At 64.2% G+C, this 15466-nt stretch carries 16 protein-coding genes, 1 tRNA gene and 1 pseudogene; 8 read left to right on the forward strand and 10 right to left on the reverse strand.

Translation table 11 applies throughout. From position 1 onward, the window contains the following. Positions 1-33: 33 nt before the first annotated feature. Positions 34-699, reverse strand: a complete 666-nt coding sequence (locus tag ACLQ8T_RS00660; protein WP_204719923.1) for a hypothetical protein — start codon at positions 697-699, stop codon at positions 34-36. 160 nt (positions 700-859) lie between these two features. Here ACLQ8T_RS00660 and ACLQ8T_RS00665 point away from each other — a divergent pair. Then, positions 860-932 (forward strand) — tRNA-Lys (locus ACLQ8T_RS00665). A gap of 160 nt (positions 933-1092) precedes the next feature. On the opposite strand, the pseudogene ACLQ8T_RS00670 reads toward ACLQ8T_RS00665, so the two are convergent. Then, a pseudogene (locus tag ACLQ8T_RS00670) lies at positions 1093-1839 on the reverse strand (TetR/AcrR family transcriptional regulator); the annotation flags it as partial. Between ACLQ8T_RS00670 and ACLQ8T_RS00675 the strand changes: the two are divergent. Together ACLQ8T_RS00675 and ACLQ8T_RS00680 are read left to right on the forward strand one after the other, a co-directional pair. Further along, positions 1739-2122: an alpha/beta fold hydrolase gene (locus ACLQ8T_RS00675; RefSeq protein ID WP_204719927.1), complete on the forward strand. Its 384-nt coding sequence runs from the start codon at positions 1739-1741 to the stop codon at positions 2120-2122. The pseudogene ACLQ8T_RS00670 and the gene ACLQ8T_RS00675 sit on opposite strands and share 101 nt — an antisense overlap. A 125-nt stretch (positions 2123-2247) precedes the next feature. After that, positions 2248-2649, forward strand: coding sequence for an alpha/beta fold hydrolase (locus ACLQ8T_RS00680; protein WP_413455371.1), 402 nt, complete (start codon positions 2248-2250; stop codon positions 2647-2649). A gap of 39 nt (positions 2650-2688) precedes the next feature. Here ACLQ8T_RS00680 and ACLQ8T_RS00685 read toward each other — a convergent pair whose 3' ends face one another. The 7 genes from ACLQ8T_RS00685 to ACLQ8T_RS00715 form a co-directional block, all read right to left on the reverse strand. Beyond that, entirely contained in the window at positions 2689-3276 is a 588-nt protein-coding gene (locus ACLQ8T_RS00685; RefSeq protein WP_413455372.1) for a dienelactone hydrolase family protein, read from the reverse strand. Between the two features lie 18 nt (positions 3277-3294). Further along, the gene (locus ACLQ8T_RS00690; protein ID WP_038993609.1) at positions 3295-3546 is read right to left on the reverse strand and encodes a hypothetical protein; all 252 of its coding nucleotides are present in this window, start codon (positions 3544-3546) and stop codon (positions 3295-3297) included. A 75-nt stretch (positions 3547-3621) separates the two neighbouring features. Further along, entirely contained in the window at positions 3622-5226 is a 1605-nt protein-coding gene (locus tag ACLQ8T_RS00695) for an ABC-F family ATP-binding cassette domain-containing protein (RefSeq protein ID WP_413455373.1), read from the reverse strand. Positions 5227-5472: 246 nt separating this feature from the next. Beyond that, positions 5473-5952 (reverse strand): hypothetical protein, encoded by a 480-nt coding sequence (locus ACLQ8T_RS00700; RefSeq protein WP_413455374.1) that lies wholly within the window; start codon positions 5950-5952, stop codon positions 5473-5475. A 242-nt stretch (positions 5953-6194) separates the two neighbouring features. Next, positions 6195-6977: a CPBP family intramembrane glutamic endopeptidase gene (locus ACLQ8T_RS00705; protein ID WP_204723189.1), complete on the reverse strand. Its 783-nt coding sequence runs from the start codon at positions 6975-6977 to the stop codon at positions 6195-6197. A gap of 156 nt (positions 6978-7133) precedes the next feature. Next, positions 7134-7835: a demethylmenaquinone methyltransferase gene (locus ACLQ8T_RS00710; protein WP_204719937.1), complete on the reverse strand. Its 702-nt coding sequence runs from the start codon at positions 7833-7835 to the stop codon at positions 7134-7136. Between the two features lie 56 nt (positions 7836-7891). Next, positions 7892-8839, reverse strand: coding sequence for an SRPBCC family protein (locus tag ACLQ8T_RS00715; protein WP_413455375.1), 948 nt, complete (start codon positions 8837-8839; stop codon positions 7892-7894). 172 nt (positions 8840-9011) lie between these two features. Between ACLQ8T_RS00715 and ACLQ8T_RS00720 the strand changes: the two genes are divergently transcribed. Continuing rightward, entirely contained in the window at positions 9012-10232 is a 1221-nt protein-coding gene (locus ACLQ8T_RS00720) for a GAF domain-containing protein (RefSeq protein ID WP_204719939.1), read from the forward strand. A 9-nt stretch (positions 10233-10241) separates the two neighbouring features. On the opposite strand, the gene ACLQ8T_RS00725 is transcribed toward ACLQ8T_RS00720, so the two are convergent. Next, positions 10242-11150, reverse strand: a complete 909-nt coding sequence (locus tag ACLQ8T_RS00725) for a LysR family transcriptional regulator (protein ID WP_204719941.1) — start codon at positions 11148-11150, stop codon at positions 10242-10244. Between the two features lie 75 nt (positions 11151-11225). Here ACLQ8T_RS00725 and ACLQ8T_RS00730 point away from each other — a divergent pair, with 75 nt between their 5' ends. From ACLQ8T_RS00730 to ACLQ8T_RS00745, 4 genes are all read left to right on the forward strand, one after another. Continuing rightward, positions 11226-12137, forward strand: coding sequence for an EamA family transporter (locus ACLQ8T_RS00730; protein WP_239543138.1), 912 nt, complete (start codon positions 11226-11228; stop codon positions 12135-12137). A 123-nt stretch (positions 12138-12260) separates the two neighbouring features. Then, positions 12261-13784 carry an aldehyde dehydrogenase gene (gene adh, locus ACLQ8T_RS00735; RefSeq protein ID WP_204719943.1) on the forward strand — a complete coding sequence of 508 codons (1524 nt, stop codon included), beginning with the start codon at positions 12261-12263 and terminating at the stop codon, positions 13782-13784. A 165-nt stretch (positions 13785-13949) separates the two neighbouring features. Beyond that, a complete protein-coding gene (gene adhP / locus ACLQ8T_RS00740) occupies positions 13950-14975 on the forward strand; it encodes an alcohol dehydrogenase AdhP (protein WP_204719945.1) in 1026 nt (341 codons plus the stop codon). Positions 14976-15046: 71 nt separating this feature from the next. Continuing rightward, complete coding sequence (locus tag ACLQ8T_RS00745) at positions 15047-15460, forward strand: DUF779 domain-containing protein (RefSeq protein ID WP_413455376.1); 414 nt, start codon at positions 15047-15049, stop codon at positions 15458-15460. Positions 15461-15466 lie beyond the last annotated feature (6 nt).

The following is a 15466-nucleotide window of genomic DNA, read 5'->3' on the forward strand; positions in this document are numbered from 1 at the left end:
CCTCAATCCATCCTAATGGCGCGGGAGCGCCTTTCAGTCCAATGCGTCCTGGCGCCACAGCCGGGCGCAGACTTCCAGATCAGCGGCCGTAGCCGTCAGCGCCTTGGCCTGCTGGGTCAGCTTCGTTCCCCGGTCGCTGTTGGAGAAATCTGCGGCATCGGCATGCTCGGTCATGCCAAGGGCCACGACCCGGCAATAGGCGGCAGTGCGTTCCAGGGCGTGTGCGAAGTCTCCGTTGAAGGCGCCGGAGAGAATCGACCCGGTCATCTTCTTCATTTCTTCGGCGGTCGGCGGTTCAGCCACCCCGGCGACGATGCGTTCGACCTGGGCACGGTGGGCTCCTGCCTGGAACCGTGCCGCGTGCACTTCCGGCTTGCCCATGGTGGCCGCGCGTACCGCATACAGGCGCCACAGCGCGCCGGGCAGGGAGTGGGCGGGAGCTTCGCTCCACAGCTCAGCGAGAACTTCCAAGCCCTCTTCCTCGGCAACGGCGATCAGCCGGCGTGAAACTTCGGGGTCGTTGTTGGCAATGCCGCGTTGCACGAAAGCCTGGGCGGACAAATGGGCGGCCTCGGAGACGCGCGCCGGGTCAGCGCCTCCTTCGTAGGGCTCGAAATCTTCCGGGGCGAAGGGGCGTGGCTTGTGATGGCGGAATCCCGCATCCTGGGCAACTTTTGATCCTGCACGTGCACCTCTCATGCGCTCCAGAATACTCGCTGAACCTGAGTTCTTTGCCAACAGGTGATTTAGCTTGCAACCCCCAAGATCAAGCGGGAATTACGGGCTACCACGGTGCGGAATGCGCCGATTAATGATCATGCCGGTCCATCAGGTAGTATGGATTTTGGCCTTGTGCCGTGCGCCTTTAGCTCAGCTGGTAGAGCACTGGACTTTTAATCCATTGGTCGCGGGTTCGATCCCCGCAGGGCGCACAGAACGCCCCTCCTGGTTTGGAAGTATCCAAGCCAGGAGGGGCTGCTTTTTTAGCCGGGAATCACTGAACCCAACTCTTCGGGTTTGTGCCCGCCAGCCATCGAGGCAGGCAGCCAGCGCGCGGCGGACGACCGGAACGAAATCCATCGAGTCGTCGACGGTGATCCGATGCAGCAGCGCGCCGTCGAGCGTGGCCATGATGAATCCCGTGCAGCCCAGAGGGTCTTTGGCGCCCAGCGCGGCCAGTGTCGCGGTTGTCCAGTTTTCGAAGATTTTCCGATTGTCCTTCAGTGGCGCGACGAGTTCCGGGGAATGCGTCAGGTCGATGAACAGCGTATAGCGCGCGAGCGTACGGGTGCGGAAGGGCCCGCTTTGGACTTCCAGAAGCCTGGTGAAGGCTTCCTCGGCCGCCTCCCGGTCAAGCAGCGGAGCGGCCTGCTCGAAGTCTTCGCGCTCACGTCGCGCCAGATGCGAAGCGACGCCCTCGATCAGCGCCTGGCGAGTGCGGAAATAATTCGAGGTGGATCCTTGCGGCAACCCGGCGGTGCGGTCGATGCGCGCGTGGCTCAACGCCCTGACTCCCTGTTCGCCGAGGATCTGGAGCGCGGCGTCCAGCGACCGTTCTATGCGCGGCCGGCCGCAAGACGCCGAGCCGACGCACTTGCACTGCCGTCCCGAACCTGACCCGACGCGGGCACCGGATACGGGATGGAGCGACCATTCAGGACCTTCACGCTCCCTGCTATTTGGGCTCGATGACGAGCTGGCATGGTTCGCATGGATTGAGCTGTGGCGGGGATGCAGCATGAAAACACAAAACCAGGCCATGCCAGACATGCCGGCGGCGCAGGGCGTCAAGCACGAATATGTCGAGCTTGCCGACGGGCACATGCATGTGGCAACCATGGGGGCCGGCGCGCCGGTGCTCCTTCTGGCAGGATTCGGCCAGACGTGGTGGGAATGGCGAGAGGTGATGCCCGCCCTTGCGGCCGCCGGATACCGTGCCATCGCCCCGGACCTGCGCGGCGAAGGCTGGAGCCAGCTGCCGTACCGGAACATCGACCGGACGAGCCGGTACCGGGACCTGCTTGAGCTGCTGGAACGGCTCGGATTGGGCACGGTACGCATGGTCAGCCACGACATGGGGGCGATTTCCGCATTCCAGCTGGCTTTGGCGCATCCGGGATGATCCAGAGCCAGGTCATGATCGCCGTGCCTCCGCTGCAGATGCGCTTCCAGCTGGGCATGGTGCCCGGCATGCGGCACCTATGGCACTAGGAAGCACTCTCGACACCCGGCCTGGGCCCATGGCTCATGCGTTCTGGACGGATGACCCGCCACTTCTTCTCACCGGTCTTCAGGGTGAAACCGCTGGACCCCGACGTATTCGAGCAGTATGCCTCGGTGATGCGCTGCGAAGCCAACGCCCGAGCGACCGAACTGCTGTGCCGCCGGATGGCCCTGCACGGGCTGGGAAGGATCATCAGCGGAAAGTACCGCGCGGACCGGCTGGCCATGCCCACGCTGTTCGTCTTCGGCGCCGATGACGCCGGTTTCCCGCCGGCTATCACGCAGCGGATTTTCTCCGACACCACCCGTTACGGTACTGACGTGAACCTGGCGACGATCGATCACGCAGGGCATTTCGTCGTGGACGAGCAGCCTGCTGCGGTTTCTGCGGCGATCATCGGCTTCTTCACTGCGCTGGGAAAATAGCTGCAGCAGCAGTTCCAGGTCCTCGGCCGGCGGGCGTCCTCAGACGTCGGCCAGGAACTTCTTAATGCGCTCCATCACCAGTGCGCGGACCTGCGGGTCGTGGGACGGAAGGGAACTGTCGGTGAACAGGTGCTTGTCGCCGGGATAGGTGAACAGCTCGGCGAGCCCTTCGCCCTCGTTGCTGGCGAAGCGCTGCGCCGCTTCCAGATCGCCTTCCTTCGCGAAGAACGGATCCTGGTCCATGCCGTGGATCTGCACCGGCACGCCTTCCGGCCACGGCCCGAAACTCCACTGGGCTTCCAAGTCCACAAAGGATTCCAGCAGGACCGCGGCGACGGCGCCGGGTCGTTGCTGCGCGCATTGCTGGGCCAGCGCGGCGCCCCACGAGGTGCCGATGTATACCAGCTCTTCGGGCAGGTTCTTGAACAGCTTGTCCACGCGCTGCTGGATCTTGTCCTCGCCGACCTTGTTGGCCAGCTGGATGCCGGCTTCCACGTCCTTGGGAAGCTTGCCCGCGAACAGGTCCACCGGGTGCACCGTGTGGCCGGCCGCGCGCAATTCTGCGGCCATCTGCTGCACTCCAGGGGTCAGGCCCTGGACGTGATGGAAAAGAACGATCGTAGCCATGGGTGCTCCTATTGGTTGCTAGCGTTCGTCGACCAGGTTCTCAATGCGCCGCGGCAGGTGCTCAATGGCCACGTCCCAGCCGGGCATCTGGCTATTGATTTCCACGCTGTATCCCTCAACCAGCATGAATTCTGCGCAGGTAAGTGCTTCCTGACCGGATCCCGTTTCATAGATGAAGGCGCGTTTGATGTCCTGCCAGAGCAGGGTCGCGGACTGGTCGATCACGAGGCCGGTGTTGACGACTTCGACGGTGCGCTGGGGGTAGGACATGTTCAACTTGCTTTCGGGGTCCTCGGCGGTGTGCTTTGAACAAGTCTAAACCGGCAGCACACCGCCGTGGGGTTATCAAACCGGATTCGGATAGGACTTCGCCAAGGTTCCCCCGGGACCGGTTTCCAGCAAATAGTCCAGATCCAGCTGCGACAGGAAATGCTGATCGTGGCTGACCACCAGCAACGCACCTTTGTAGGCGCCCAGTGCCTCGCTGAGCTGGCGCACGCTGTCCACATCCAGATTATTCGTGGGCTCGTCGAGGACCAGCAGCTGCGGCGTAGGTTCGGCCAGCAGCAGCGTCGCCAGGTAGACCCTGAATCGCTCGCCGCCGGAAAGCGCCGACAAGGGGCGGTCGGCACTGGCTCCGCGAAGCAGCAGCCGGGCAAGCATCTGGCGCACATCGTTCGCCGTGGCCGCTGGCGCCACCGACGCCACATTCTCCATGGCGCTCAGCTGGCCGTCCAGGCCCTCCAGGCGCTGCGGCAGATACCCGACCCGGTCCACGAAGAGCTTTCCGCCCAGACCGCTGCCCGGAACAACGCCTGCGAGCATCTGCCTGAGCAGCGTGGTTTTCCCCGAACCGTTGGGTCCGACAAGTCCTACGCGTTCGGCTCCCTGGATAATGAACTGGTCTTGCGCTGAACCCAGCACGGCAACCTGCTTGCCCGCGGGCAGCTTCGGATCGGGCAACTCGATGTTGATGTGCTCGACCTGGCGTACCCGCTGATCTGCTTCGTCGAGCCGTGCCTGGGCGGACTCGACCTTGCCATCCAGGTGGGATCGCATCTTCCCGCCGTTTGCCTCGGATTTCTGGCGAAGATGGTTTGCCAGGATCTTCGGCATGCCCCCGGAAAGCTGGGTGGCCCGCCCCTTGCGCTTGGCACGGGCCAACTTGGTTTCCGCTTCGACGCGCTGGCGCTTTTCCACCTTCAGGGAGGCCTGGGCGGTTCTGGCGGCTTGCTCGGCTGCCAGCTGCTCGGTTTCCAGCTGCTCTCGGTATGCGCTGTAGGGGCCTCCGTAAACGCTGAGCTTCCCGTCGTAGAGCTCCACCGTGTGCTCCATGAATTCGAGCAGCTCGATATCGTGGCTCACCACGACCAGCGTGCCCTTCCAGGTGCGGACCAGCTCGTAGAGCAATTCGCGGGTGGGACGATCGAGGTTATTCGTCGGCTCGTCGAGCAAGGTGATGGGTGAATCGGCGATGCGCAGCCCGGTCACTGCCAGCAGCATCGCTTCGCCGCCCGATAGCGTGGATGCCTTCCGGCCCAGATCCAGGCCGCTGAAACCCAGCGGCTCCAGTTCGGCGCGAACCCGGGCTTCCACATCCCAGTTGGCGCCCACTGCATCGAAATGCGCGGGGTCCACACTGCCGGACTCGATGGCTTCCAAGGCAGCCAGGATCCGCTGTATCCCGAGCAGCTCGGCGACAGTAGCGTCCTGTTCCAAAGCCAGCGTTTGCGGAAGGTAGCTCAGCGGTGCGCTCGATTCCGCCGTTCCGCTGGTTGGGTGCAGCTGCCCGGCGATCAGTTTCAGCAACGTCGATTTGCCGCTGCCATTGGCGCCGATCAGCCCGGTCCGTCCGGAGGGAAAAGTGCCGTCCAAGTTGGCCAGGGCGATTTCTCCCGAGGGCCAGGCGAAGCTGAGATGGTTCAGGGTAATGGGTGGTGTCAAAGGCATGCAGGTTCCTCCCGCTAATGCGAAGGGGCTGCCGACTTGGGGGATCACAGAAATGGCTCAACCTCGAAGAGGGGCCGGAAAGAAAAGGATACCGAAGCCGGTAGCCGAAATGAACAAGTTGCACCGTACAGAATCGGTGCAGGGTCATTGGCTGGCTTAGTAGGTATCCATGCCAAAGAGTGTAGCAGGGCGGAGAACAGGAATTAACCCCTCAGCACCAGAAGGTCGGGAGCCGTTCGGGAAGTCCTAGATCTCAAATGTCCGGATCACTTTGTCGCTGAGCAGGACCTGGTACGGCAACTGCTTCAACTGCGCAGCGTCGATCTCGATGCCGCGGCTTTGGGCCGCAGCGGCAATTTCGTCCCACGGATGCTCACCGGGGTTTTCCGGGTCGTCGACCCGCACCAAATCGAGAATCTCAGCAATCAGCTCATCTGACGACCGCCTCCACCTGGCAGGTCCGGGCCCATGGGATATGGCTGTGAAACCACGAGCCAGATCCAAACTGATCATCGACCCATCGCTCATCAAAATGCACTGCGTGATTTTCACGCTGATGCTTGGCCTCAAATTGTCCGTCAGGGTCTCATCCATGTCGCAGACCGCTGCAATCGACATTGCCTTCAGATTGCTAGCCATCTTATGCGGCAGCACAGGGAAAGTTCCAGACTCGTACTCGCCGTGCAGCGGCGCGTAGTGGAATCCCTTTTCGTCGAAGTCACTCATAGCTGAACCGCCCTTAGTGGTCCTGGGCGCCTATTGGCAGGTAGAAGTTTCCTATGGATCGTGCATCGCGGCGATCCGCTCGTGGTTCGGCTCACGGTCGCAGGGGAGCCGGAATAAGGATACCTAAGCCGGAAGCCGAAATGAACAAGGTGCACCGATCAGAATCGGTGCGGGGTCATTGGCTGGCTTAGCAGGTATCCATGCCAACGCGTGCAGCCGGGAGGAAAACTGGAGTTGACCGTTCAATACAAGAAGACCGGGAGCCAGTCCCGGTTATGCGCGTGGACCAGCGCGAGGAACAGGACCAGGTCGAAGATCAGGTGCACACTCACGACATAGGACAAGGACTTCGTCAGCTTGAAGGTATAGCCCTGCAGCAGGGCGAAGGGGAAGGTCAGCAACGGGCCCCAGGATTGGTAGCCGATCTCCCACAGGAAAGAGGAGAAGATCACCGCTTGCAGGATATTGGCCTGCCAGTCGGGAAAGTGCTGGCGCAGCAAGGCGAATGCCGTGCAGATGAAGAACAGCTCGTCCCAGATGCCCACCGAATTGACTCCGATGAAGAGCCGCCAGAAGATGGCTGGGTCCGAGGCGTCTGGCCAGTTCTGGTAGACGCCGGTGCTGATCAGGTACACCGGCAAGATGAGGAAGCCCAGCGCCACCACGCCCAGCAGATACAGTTTCGCCGCCAAAGGCCACTTGCGACCGGTGTTCACTGGGAACTTGATGATTTGCTCGCGCCAAGCGAAGCGCGAGATCAGCCAGGGCAGCAGGACCGCCGCTGCCAGCGCCGTGCCCATCTGCGCCATGTGGCCCAAGCTCAGATCGGCGTTGAGCGGAACCAGGCTGATGAGCACCAGACCTGCCGCGATCAGCGAAAGATGCTGGGCGAGCCTGCGGTCGATGAGAGCTGCGCACAGCAGGCTCAGCGCCAGCAAGCCGTAGCCCGCAGGGCCGTTGCCGGCGCCGAAGAGCAGCGCTGCGGAAGCCGAGAGCAAGGCGGCAGGCACCAGCTTCCAGCTCATCGCGCAATGCCGCGATTCGGTCGAGGTCTGGCTCACGGACTCAAGCATGCCAGCTGAGCGGGCAAAATAACACCGCCCGGGTTCGAAGCAGGTCCGCTTAAAGTCTTTTGGCCCGCATCCGGTGGATGCGGACCAAGAAGAAATTCTGCGGAAGCCCTACTTCCAGGCGCGGTGAACGGCGACGATGCCCCCGGTCAGGTTCCGGTATTCCACGTTCTTCCAGCCGACGTTGACGAACTTGGTGCCCAGCTTTTCCTGGTCTGGCCAGGCGGCAATGGATTCAGCCAAGTAGGCATAGGCGGAAGGGTTAGGCGACACCAGGTAGCCCAGCGCAGGGATGACGCGTGGCAGGAACTGCTGGTAGGCCACCTTGATCGGGGTGACGGTCGGGGTGGAGAACTCGGCGACGACGATGCGGCCGCCGGGCTTGGTCACGCGGCGCATTTCCGACAGGGCCTTCTCGGTGTCGTCGATATTGCGCAGGCCGTAGGAAATGGTCACCGCGTCGAAGGTGTCGTCTTCGAAAGGAAGCTCATGGGCGTCGCCGTACACGAAGTCCAGCTGCGGGTAGCGCTTGCGGCCCTCGGCGAGCATGCCGTTGGACATGTCGCAGGCGGTCACCTTTGCGCCTGCTTCGGCCAGCGGGACCGAGGAAGTCCCGGTACCTGCAGCCAGGTCGAGAATGCGCTCGCCGGGCTTCGGCGCGATCGCCTCGGTGGTGATCTTGCGCCAGTAGTTCACGATGCCGCCGGTCATCAAGGTATTGAGCAAGTCGTAGCGAGGAGCCAGCTTGTCAAACATGTCCTGGACCTGTTCGGCCTGCTTATCCAGGCCTGCGCGCGCATTCTGAGAACTCATGGGTCTAAGTCTTTCATATATGCGCGCGCCAAGGCGCCGGATGTGGGGCGAATCGCTTAGAGAATCGATTCCAGCCGGGCGTAGCTGGCTTCCATGCCATCGGCCATTCCGGTGGCGAGCATCGCGTCGCGAGCGGCCTTGTCGCGGTAGGTGATCAAGGTGATCACCAATGTGCCGCCGGTGGTGCTGGTGAACGTCAGCAGGTTGACGGATCCGGGCACGCCGGAACCGAGCATTTCCTCTCCACCTTCGAGCAGCTCGGTGCTCGCTTCGTAGTGGCCCTCAACGCGTTCGAGGATCGTTCCGCTGAATCCGAACCCCTTGCCGCCATCGTCAGGGACCCACCACAGCAGGTAGCTCTCGCCGACGCCGGAGGCCAATTCGCATTTGGTCATCTTCCAGCCATCGGGACCGTATTGCCAGCGCTTGACCAGTTCCGGATCGTGGTGGGCGTCCCAGACCTGCTGGCGGGTGCCGCGAACCAGACGGCTGACGCGAACTTGCGTGTCGGAAACAATTTCGGCCGCGGTGGCGAAGGTCTGCGCGTAGTCGCGCAGGTCGATGAGCACCTGCTCGATCTGGCTCATGGTCGAACGGGTGCCGTCGATCATTCCCATTGCGACGACCTGTTCCAGGTCCGCCGCCGAAGCGTACGTTCCGGTGACCGTGAGCTTCGTGCCTTCGGGCAGCGGGTCGAAGGTGAAGACCAGCCGCGAGTTGGGAAACTCAGTGTTCGAGGTGCCGTCGTTGTTCGCGAAACCGTCGATGACCTCGAAGAATTTCTGGTCGACCACTTCCTGCCAGTGCCAGTATCCGTGGTACTGTTCGCCTTCGGGCGAGGTTTTGTGGTAGTTCGAGTAGCCTCCGGGGGCGGCGTCGTGGCGAGTGAAGGTGGCCGGGTACTCTACCGGTCCCCAGAACTTCTCAATCTGGCGCGGGTCGAGGTAGGCGTCCCAGAGCCGGGCTACGCTGACCGGGAATTCGGCGTGGACGGTGAGGGTCAAAAAGGAAGGGAAATAATTTTCAGTAGATATTTCACCTATTTTCTAGCAGCGATTCAGGTGAATTATCTACTATCAATCCTTGCCCCGGCAGGACAGGCTCTTCTCAAAGGCCCGCCCGTCGCCTACGCTTGTGGGAACTGCGGAAATCGAGCCTTGCTAGCGAGGAAATTGCATGAGTGGGTTTGCCATTGATTGGCCTGGCGCATCGCGTCGCGCTCAGCATGCCCATGAGCTTTTGGGCTCCAGCGGAGCCGGCGTTGCCGACCTCCCATTGCGTCAGGATGTACGGGATTCCTGGAAGCGATCTTTGGAAAGTTCCGCTGACCTGCGCGTCCCGTCAGTACTTAGCGATGACCATCTGCGTCTGGCACGCGAACGCAGCGAACTCCAGCGGATCTGGCCAGTTTTCGAGAAGCTCCTGGTCCCGTCCGCCATGGACGCCAATCTCCTGGTGGCCCTTGCCGACGCCGGCGGAACCTTGCTGTGGGTAGCGGGTGGAAATGGCGCCATGAGCCAAGCCGAAGGCGTGGGCTTCATGGCGGGTGCCGACTGGGCCGAGAAGAGCGTGGGCACGTCCGCGCCGGGGATGGCGCTGGCAACGGGCGCCGGCTCGCAGGTTTCCGGTGCTGAGCACCTCTACGAGCAGGCCCACCGCTTCAGCTGCTCCGCGGTGCCGATTCGCGATCCGCGCACGGGGCAGGTGATTGGCGCAATAGACCTGACCGGCGGCCCGGAGGCCATCGCCACGCACTCGCTGCCGCTGCTGCAAGCGGCGGTCATGGCCGCGGAAACGCAGCTGCTCTTGCCCGGCGCCGGCGTCGTGGCCGATCCCGACTACCTGGACCTGGGGCGCTCCGACGGAGCCCACCTCGGCTCGACGCCCGTATCCCTGCGCCATGCGGAGATCCTGACGCTGCTTGCGCATTATCGCGAAGGCCTGAGCACCGCGCAGCTGGTCGAGGAGCTGTTTGAGCGCCCGGATGCCGCGGCCGAAGGCACCGTCCGCGCCGAAATCGTCAGGCTGCGCAAGGTGCTTGCGGGTTCCCCGGGCCGCAACCTGACCTCGCGCCCCTACCGCCTGCAATGGGACCTGCAGACGACCTTCGGCCGCCTCAGGCAAGCACTGGAAGCCGGCGACCTCGAAGCCGCCCTGCCGTTGCACTCGCCGGGACTGCTGGCCCGCTCCCAAGCACCTGGCATCGTGGCGCTGCTGCACCGGATGGAAGCGGCGCTGCGCGAAATGGCGTTGGACCGCGGCACCGCCCGGCAGCTGCTGAACCTGGGCCGCCAGCTGGCCGACTCGGACCTGTTGCGGGCAGCCCTGCGCGAGCTTCCTGCGCAGTCGCCGGCGCGCTCGTTGATAGTTGCCGAGGTCCAGGAACTCGAATCCTGAGCTCCCGGATTATCGCAGTTCGCGCATCTTCTGCAGCACCAGGGCCAGTGCCGGCCATGCGCTGCGTCCGGCACGGGTCCGGGCGAAGGCCCGCAGCCGCAAATCTGGCCGGTGCAGCGGCAGGATCGACAGCCCTTCGCGTGCCGGCCGGTTCTCGGGCAGCAGCCCTACCCCCATCCCGGCGAGGACCAGGTCCTCGACCAGGTCGAGGCTGTCGGCGTGGTGGCGCACCCGCGGGCTGAAGCCGGTCATCGAAGACAGCAGGCGAAGCACCGTCTCGTCGGCGATATTGCGCGAGTTGCCGATCCAATCCCGTTCCCGGAAGGCTGCCAGCACGCCAGCCGCTTCCGCCAGCGCTCCCGCGCCCAGGCGCGCTGCATCGGCCGCGGGAACACCCAGTCCCCAGGGGGTGCTCCACAGCTGAAGGGTGTCGACTTCCGGGCCGATCGTGTCCGGGGCCAGGTTGTAGTCGTAGGTCAGGGCCAGGTCGATATCGTCGGCGGCCAGCCGTTGGAGCGCCTCGGCGGGTTCCAGCTCAAGCACCACGATCTGCACCGCCGGGTGGTCGCTGGCCAGTTGCTGGATGATCGGCATCAAGGTGGTGCGGATGGCCGTGGCGAAACCCGCAACCCGCACCGTGCCCGACGGCGCAGCCTCGGGATCCAGATCCAGCCGGGCGGCATCCACGGCACCGAGGATGCCGCGGGCATGCTCGGAGAGCCGGCGGCCGGCTGGCGTCAGCCGCACCCCGCGGCCGTCGGGTGCCAGCAGCTTGACTCCGACCTCCCGGGAGAGCTGTGCGATTTGCTGGGAGACCGTTGAGGTGGTGGTTCCCAGCACGTCGGCCACCGCCCGCATCGAACCGGTGCGGGACAGCTCGTACAGGTATTGCAGGCGGCGGGTTTCCATGGAAAACATTGTCCATGAATCCTGAATGATATGTCGATAATTCTCGCGTGGACATGGATGGCCCGGGTGGTCTCTACTGGATCCATGACTTCAACCCCCGTGCACGCCGTGAATTCAGCTGGTGCCGGATCGCTGATGGCCGTGGCCTCGATGAGCTGCGTCCAGCTCGGGCTGGCTGCCTCCATCGGCCTGGCCACAACCCTGGGCTCCGACGGCGTGGCTTGGCTGCGGCTGGCCTGGGCCGCGGTGATCCTCGTGGCCTTCGCCCGGCCCTGGCGGCTGCGCTTCAGCCGCTCCACGCTGGTGATGTGCGCGCTGCTGGGGCTGGCTACCGCAGGCATGACGCTCTCCTTCATGCGTGCCGTCGAGACGATCCCGCTGGGCACCGCCAGCGCCCTGGAATTCACCGGGCCGCTGGCCGTGGCGCTGGTCCAGGGGAGGGGTGCCGGGCGCTGGTGGGCCTTGGCCGCGGCGGCCGGGATGCTGGGCCTGACCGAACCCTGGAACGGATCGGCCGACCTGGTCGGCGTGCTCTATGCCCTGGGCGGGGCCGTCTGCTGGGCGGCATATGTGCTGCTGACCCAGCGCGCCGGAGATGCGGTGGACGGGGTCGGTGCCCTGTCGGTATCGATGCCAGTCGCGGCCCTGGCCGCCACGCTGGTGGTTGGACCAGGGGTACTGGGGCGGCTGGATCTGCCGGTGCTGGCCATCGGCCTGGGCTTGGCCCTGCTGCTTCCCGTCGTGCCCTTCTGCCTGGAGCTGCTGGCCCTGCGCCGCCTGGCCGCCTCGGCTTTCGGCACCCTGATGTGCCTGGAACCGGCAATCGCCGCCACCGTCGGCGTGGTCTTCCTGCACCAGGTGCCCAGTATGGCGGCCCTGGCCGGGCTTGTGCTGGTGATCGCCGCAGGCATCGGAGCGGCGCGGACCGGGCGGCGCGAGAAGGCTGGCGCCGAGCGCGAACTGCAGCCGGCAGCGCCGGCTCGCCAGTCCGGCTGAGGCTCTGCCCGCCGGCTCCGAACGCTGCAACCTTCCTGCAACCTTTGAGTGACTAGAGTCACATTCAAGGTTCCGCGATGAGGCAATCGCGGCCAGGACATCCGATGAAGGAGACGTGGAGCAATGGCGGTTTACGCAAATCCGAATACCGATGGGGCGCTGGTAGATTTCAAGCCACGCTACGAGAACTACATCGGCGGCGAATGGGTGGCCCCGGTCAAGGGCATGTACTTCGAGAACATCACCCCAGTCACCGGCAAGGTCTTCTGCGAGGTGGCCCGATCCACCGCAGAAGATGTCGAAGTCGCGCTGGACGCGGCGCATGCGGCGGCACCGGCCTGGGGCAAGACCAGTCCTGCCGAACGCGCTGTCATCCTGAACAAGATCGCGGACCGCATCGAGGAGAACCTCGAAATGATGGCCGTGGCCGAAACCTGGGACAACGGCAAGGCCATCCGCGAGTGCCTGAACGCCGACCTGCCGCTGGCAGTTGACCACTTCCGCTACTTCGCCGGAGCAATCCGCGCCCAGGAAGGCAGCCTCTCCCAGCTCGACGAGGACACCACCGCGTACCACTACCACGAGCCGCTGGGCGTGGTCGGGCAGATCATCCCGTGGAACTTCCCGCTGCTCATGGCCGTGTGGAAGCTCGCCCCGGCCCTGGCTGCCGGCAATGCGATCGTGCTCAAGCCCGCCGAGCAGACCCCGGTCTCCATCCTGGTTCTCATGGAACTGATCGGCGACCTGCTGCCAGCCGGCGTGCTGAACGTGGTCAATGGCTTCGGCGTGGAAGCGGGCAAGCCACTGGCCTCCAACAAGCGCATCCGCAAGATCGCCTTCACCGGCGAAACCACTACCGGCCGGCTGATCATGCAGTACGCGTCGGAAAACCTGATCCCGGTCACCCTGGAACTGGGCGGCAAGTCCCCGAACATCTTCTTCGAGGACATTGCCTCCAAGGACGACGCCTTCTACGACAAGGCGCAGGAAGGTTTCACCCTGTTCGCGCTGAACCAAGGCGAGGTCTGCACCTGCCCATCGCGTGCACTGATCCAGGAAAGCATCTACGAGAAGTTCATTGGAGATGTCGTGGCCCGTACCAAGGCCATCAAGCAGGGCCACCCGCTGGATACCGAGACCATGATGGGTGCCCAGGCCTCTAATGACCAGCTGGAGAAGATCCTGTCCTACATGGACATCGGCAAAGCCGAGGGTGCCAAGGTGCTGCTTGGCGGCGGCCGCGCGGATCTGGGCGGGGAACTGTCCGGCGGCTTCTACGTGCAGCCGACCATCTTCGAGGGCACCAATGACATGCGCATCTTCCAAGAGGAGATCTTCGGTCCGGTGGTCGCGGTGACCAAGTTCAAGGACTACGACGACGCGATCTCCATCGCCAACGACACCCTGTACGGACTGGGTTCGGGCGTGTGGAGCCGCAACGGCAACGTGGCCTACCGCGCCGGCCGAGCCATCCAGGCAGGCCGCGTGTGGGTCAACCAGTACCACGCCTACCCGGCGCACTCCGCCTTCGGCGGATACAAGTCCTCGGGCATCGGACGGGAAAACCACCTGATGATGCTGGACCACTACCAGCAAACCAAGAACCTGCTGGTCTCCTACTCGGAGGACAAGCTCGGCTTCTTCTAAGCCGGGGAAGCACCATCCCACCCGAACCGCCCGGTTCGGAGATCCATCCCATGAACTTCAAAGGCGCGCGGTCCGCCCAGGACCGCGTCCGGGGCACGATTGGCCTCATTTCCCGGACCCGCAAGGGTGTCGCGCGCCTTTGAAGCTATGCAAAGGACAACGTACATGAGTACCATGAAAGCCGCAATAGTCGAGAACTTCAGCGATGACCTGAAGGTAGGCGAGATCCCGATCCCGCAGCCCGGACCGGGCCAGGCCCTGGTCAAGCTCATCGCCTCCGGCGTCTGCCACACCGACCTGCACGCCGCAGAGGGCGACTGGCCGGTCAAGCCGAAGCTTCCGCTGGTCCCCGGGCACGAGGGCGTGGGCACCGTAGTCGCCGTCGGCGAAGGCGTCACCGAGGTCGAAGAGGGCGATGTTGTCGGCAACGCCTGGCTGGCCAGCGCCTGCGGCAGCTGCGAATACTGCCGTACCGGCTGGGAGACGCTGTGCGAATCCCAGTCCAACGGCGGCTACTCGATGGACGGCTCCTTCGGCCAGTACATGCTGGTGGACGCGAAATTCGCCGCCCGCATTCCCGAGGGCTCCGACCCGCACGAGATCGCCCCGGTGCTCTGCGCAGGGGTGACCGTCTACAAGGGGTTGAAGATGACCGGGGTGCGCCCGGGCCAGTGGGTCGCGATCTCCGGCATCGGCGGGCTGGGGCACATCGCGGTGCAGTATGCGGTGGCCATGGGCATGCGCGTGGTCGCCATCGACGTGGCCGACGACAAGCTCGCGCTGGCCACCAAGCATGGGGCCGAGCTGACGGTGAACGCGTTCGCGCAGGACCCGGCCGAGATCATCCAGGAGAAGGTCGGCGGGACCCACGGGGTGCTGGTCACCGCCGTGCACCCGGCAGCGTTCGGGCAGGCCATTGGCGTGACCCGGCGCGGGGGAACGATCGTGTTCAACGGCCTTCCCGCCGGCGACTTCCCTGCCCCGATCTTCGACATCGTCCTCAAGGGCCTGACCATCCGCGGCTCGATCGTCGGCACACGCCAGGACATGATCGAGGCGCTGGACTTCTATGCGGCCGGCAAGATCAAGCCGACCTTCCACACCCGTCCACTGGAAGACATCAACGCGGTCTTCGACGAGATGCGCCACGCCAAGATCGACGGGCGCGTCGTCATCGACTACACTGCATAGCCCGGTGCGCGGCCCGGCGGGAGCTTCCTGCCGGGCCGCGCGCAGCGGCCCACCATGAACAGGAACAGGCCATGAGCACCGTCACCGAAACGCGCGCCGCCATCGAGGGAGAGGATTTCTCCCGGGTGGCTTTCACCTCCGGCGCCCTTCAACTGCTGCGCAAGCTGTGGGGGATCCATGGCCAACTGATGTTCCACCAGTCCGGAGGCTGCTGCGACGGGTCCTCGCCGATGTGCTATCCGGCCGGCGAATTCCGCACAGGCGGATCGGACATCCTGCTCGGCGTGCTCGCCCTGGACGATGCCGAGGGTGCCGCTTTGGGCGAGATCGAGTTCTGGATGTCCAAGGAGCAGTTCGAATACTGGAAGCACACCAAGCTGACCGTCGACGTGGTCAACGGGCGCGGCTCCGGCTTCTCCGTGGAGGCCCCTGAAGGCAAGCGCTTCTTGATCCGAAGCGAGATCATCGAGTTCCCTGCCGGCTAGCACTGG

This window comes from Glutamicibacter sp. FR1 (genome assembly GCF_047300825.1).
GTDB classification, from domain to species: Bacteria; Actinomycetota; Actinomycetes; order Actinomycetales; family Micrococcaceae; genus Glutamicibacter; species Glutamicibacter nicotianae.

What these genes read in the sequence shown, in the direction of transcription:
- ACLQ8T_RS00660 (WP_204719923.1), bottom strand. Translation starts at nt 699, where the DNA reads ATGAGAGGTGCACGTGCAGGATCAAAAGTTGCCCAGGATGCGGGATTC.
- ACLQ8T_RS00675 (WP_204719927.1), top strand. Translation starts at nt 1,739, where the DNA reads ATGAAAACACAAAACCAGGCCATGCCAGACATGCCGGCGGCGCAGGGC.
- ACLQ8T_RS00680 (WP_413455371.1), top strand. Translation starts at nt 2,248, where the DNA reads ATGCGTTCTGGACGGATGACCCGCCACTTCTTCTCACCGGTCTTCAGG.
- ACLQ8T_RS00685 (WP_413455372.1), bottom strand. Translation starts at nt 3,276, where the DNA reads ATGGCTACGATCGTTCTTTTCCATCACGTCCAGGGCCTGACCCCTGGA.
- ACLQ8T_RS00690 (WP_038993609.1), bottom strand. Translation starts at nt 3,546, where the DNA reads ATGTCCTACCCCCAGCGCACCGTCGAAGTCGTCAACACCGGCCTCGTG.
- ACLQ8T_RS00695 (WP_413455373.1), bottom strand. Translation starts at nt 5,226, where the DNA reads ATGCCTTTGACACCACCCATTACCCTGAACCATCTCAGCTTCGCCTGG.
- ACLQ8T_RS00700 (WP_413455374.1), bottom strand. Translation starts at nt 5,952, where the DNA reads ATGAGTGACTTCGACGAAAAGGGATTCCACTACGCGCCGCTGCACGGC.
- ACLQ8T_RS00705 (WP_204723189.1), bottom strand. Translation starts at nt 6,977, where the DNA reads ATGAGCTGGAAGCTGGTGCCTGCCGCCTTGCTCTCGGCTTCCGCAGCG.
- ACLQ8T_RS00710 (WP_204719937.1), bottom strand. Translation starts at nt 7,835, where the DNA reads ATGAGTTCTCAGAATGCGCGCGCAGGCCTGGATAAGCAGGCCGAACAG.
- ACLQ8T_RS00720 (WP_204719939.1), top strand. Translation starts at nt 9,012, where the DNA reads ATGAGTGGGTTTGCCATTGATTGGCCTGGCGCATCGCGTCGCGCTCAG.
- ACLQ8T_RS00725 (WP_204719941.1), bottom strand. Translation starts at nt 11,150, where the DNA reads ATGTTTTCCATGGAAACCCGCCGCCTGCAATACCTGTACGAGCTGTCC.
- ACLQ8T_RS00730 (WP_239543138.1), top strand. Translation starts at nt 11,226, where the DNA reads ATGACTTCAACCCCCGTGCACGCCGTGAATTCAGCTGGTGCCGGATCG.
- adh (WP_204719943.1), top strand. Translation starts at nt 12,261, where the DNA reads ATGGCGGTTTACGCAAATCCGAATACCGATGGGGCGCTGGTAGATTTC.
- adhP (WP_204719945.1), top strand. Translation starts at nt 13,950, where the DNA reads ATGAGTACCATGAAAGCCGCAATAGTCGAGAACTTCAGCGATGACCTG.
- ACLQ8T_RS00745 (WP_413455376.1), top strand. Translation starts at nt 15,047, where the DNA reads ATGAGCACCGTCACCGAAACGCGCGCCGCCATCGAGGGAGAGGATTTC.